Origin of the sequence: Rosenbergiella nectarea (assembly GCF_900111105.1) — a bacterium.
GTDB lineage: Bacteria > Pseudomonadota > Gammaproteobacteria > Enterobacterales > Enterobacteriaceae > Rosenbergiella > Rosenbergiella nectarea.
In genome coordinates this window covers 1-1515 of record NZ_FOGC01000003.1, presented here as the reverse complement: position 1 = coordinate 1515, position 1515 = coordinate 1, and the positions used below count along the sequence as shown (strand labels likewise).

The 1515-nt window shown below is 40.1% G+C and carries 2 protein-coding genes and 1 pseudogene; all 3 read right to left on the bottom strand.

Annotated features, from left to right (window positions below; all coding sequences use genetic code 11):
• A pseudogene (locus BMX14_RS16540) lies at positions 1 to 334 on the bottom strand (S-type pyocin domain-containing protein); the annotation flags it as partial.
• Between the two features lie 250 nt (positions 335 to 584).
• The gene (locus BMX14_RS04570) at positions 585 to 1034 is read right to left on the bottom strand and encodes a hypothetical protein (RefSeq protein ID WP_092673479.1); all 450 of its coding nucleotides are present in this window, start codon (positions 1032 to 1034) and stop codon (positions 585 to 587) included.
• A 4-nt stretch (positions 1035 to 1038) separates the two neighbouring features.
• The coding region (locus BMX14_RS04565) for an S-type pyocin domain-containing protein (protein WP_230527292.1) at positions 1039 to 1515 on the bottom strand (477 nt) is incomplete at its 5' end.

The window sequence follows — 1515 nt, the reverse complement described above, 5'->3', positions numbered from 1 at the left end:
CGATGGGAGCACCGGGGCCACTGGCGGCAATCCTTCCGAGCCCGGTTACTATTTCACCCAGTTTTACTGCCCAGGTTCCTGACGTAATGGCACTGCCACCTACCAATCCAAGAATACTGGCACCTTCAACAGCCGTCTGAGCATTTGTAGCACTCGTCGCGGCGGCTATCGCCCGCTGATAGTCGATTTCTTCGTGATCACCGTTCAGCCATTTATACAAGGCACTTCGCTTTTTCGGTTTCGGTATATCGTCTACTGCTTTCTTTTTCTTGGCGGTCTGAGCACGCTGAGGAACATCAGTCTCGGATGGAGGGATAGCCTGATAAAAGGCCATCATCCATCCCGGACAGTTGTTCTGACTTAAATACAGCTTGCCCGGTTGTTGCCAGTAGTTCAGGCGGTGAGTTGATTGGTGTATAGACGATCCTTATTCATTTCCTTGTCATTCAAAGAGCGATTTCGGTTTTATACTAACCGACTGTTAATTTGACTCTAAAACAAAGCGTCAGAAACATTGTGCAAGATTAGTGAAAAATTCTCCTCGTTTAATCTGAATAACTCTTATGTAAATGTCCATAATCCTTTTAATATATTGCTTTACCTTCTAAATATTTAAGAAAAAAATTTACTTCATCAAATGTTGTATACCACTCAGATACCTTTACACCATCTGAATACGCATCATATTCTCCAGCACATTCATTAAGATCATGAATAGAAAAATTTTTTATATCACCAGAAAATATCATTTTATTCTGAATGATGACCTTCGTATTTTGGTAATAAAGAACCCATGAAAATATAAAATTAACTGTTTCTGGATTATACATAGATACAGCCAGAACTGAATGATCTCCTTTTTTTAGACCTTGTTTAAGAGACTCAAACCAGCTCTTTTGATATTGTTCAATTCTCCAATATGTTAATGGTATTTGTATTCCTTCATCAAAATCACCTATGATTATTTTGGCTGGCAAAACTACCTCATCAAATGCAGATTGAATAGCTTTATTTTCTGTAAAAATACCAAACATTTTGCTACCTCTTTATTCTCTTTAAATCTATATCATATGTTCCTAAACGAACGCCTTTTTTACTGAATTTTTTCCAACCATAAGATACATTGTGTCCATCAACGTCAGGAGTTATATAATCTTTTCCATTAAAAAATGCAGGTTGTCCGTGAGAGTTAAATGGCACTTTATCAGCTGAAATACGGCGGTCATAACCAAGCTTTCTAGCTGCTTCCTCCGATTCTTTTCCTTTAAGAACAGAACTAAGATAAACATATATCGGCGGAATATCCGATAGCGGCAAGATAAGAATATAATCCGCAAAATTCTTTTCTTCCGGGGCCGGAGTGGTCGTTGCGTCAATACTGCTATCTTCCGGCAGCGGATCCACTACGACCGGGTTCGTTATCCTGACTGGGTACGGGTTACCTGTATTTGCAGGAACACTGACACCTGCACTGTCGGGCGTCCAGATGAGGGTAATACCTGGCTCTTCCTCTGT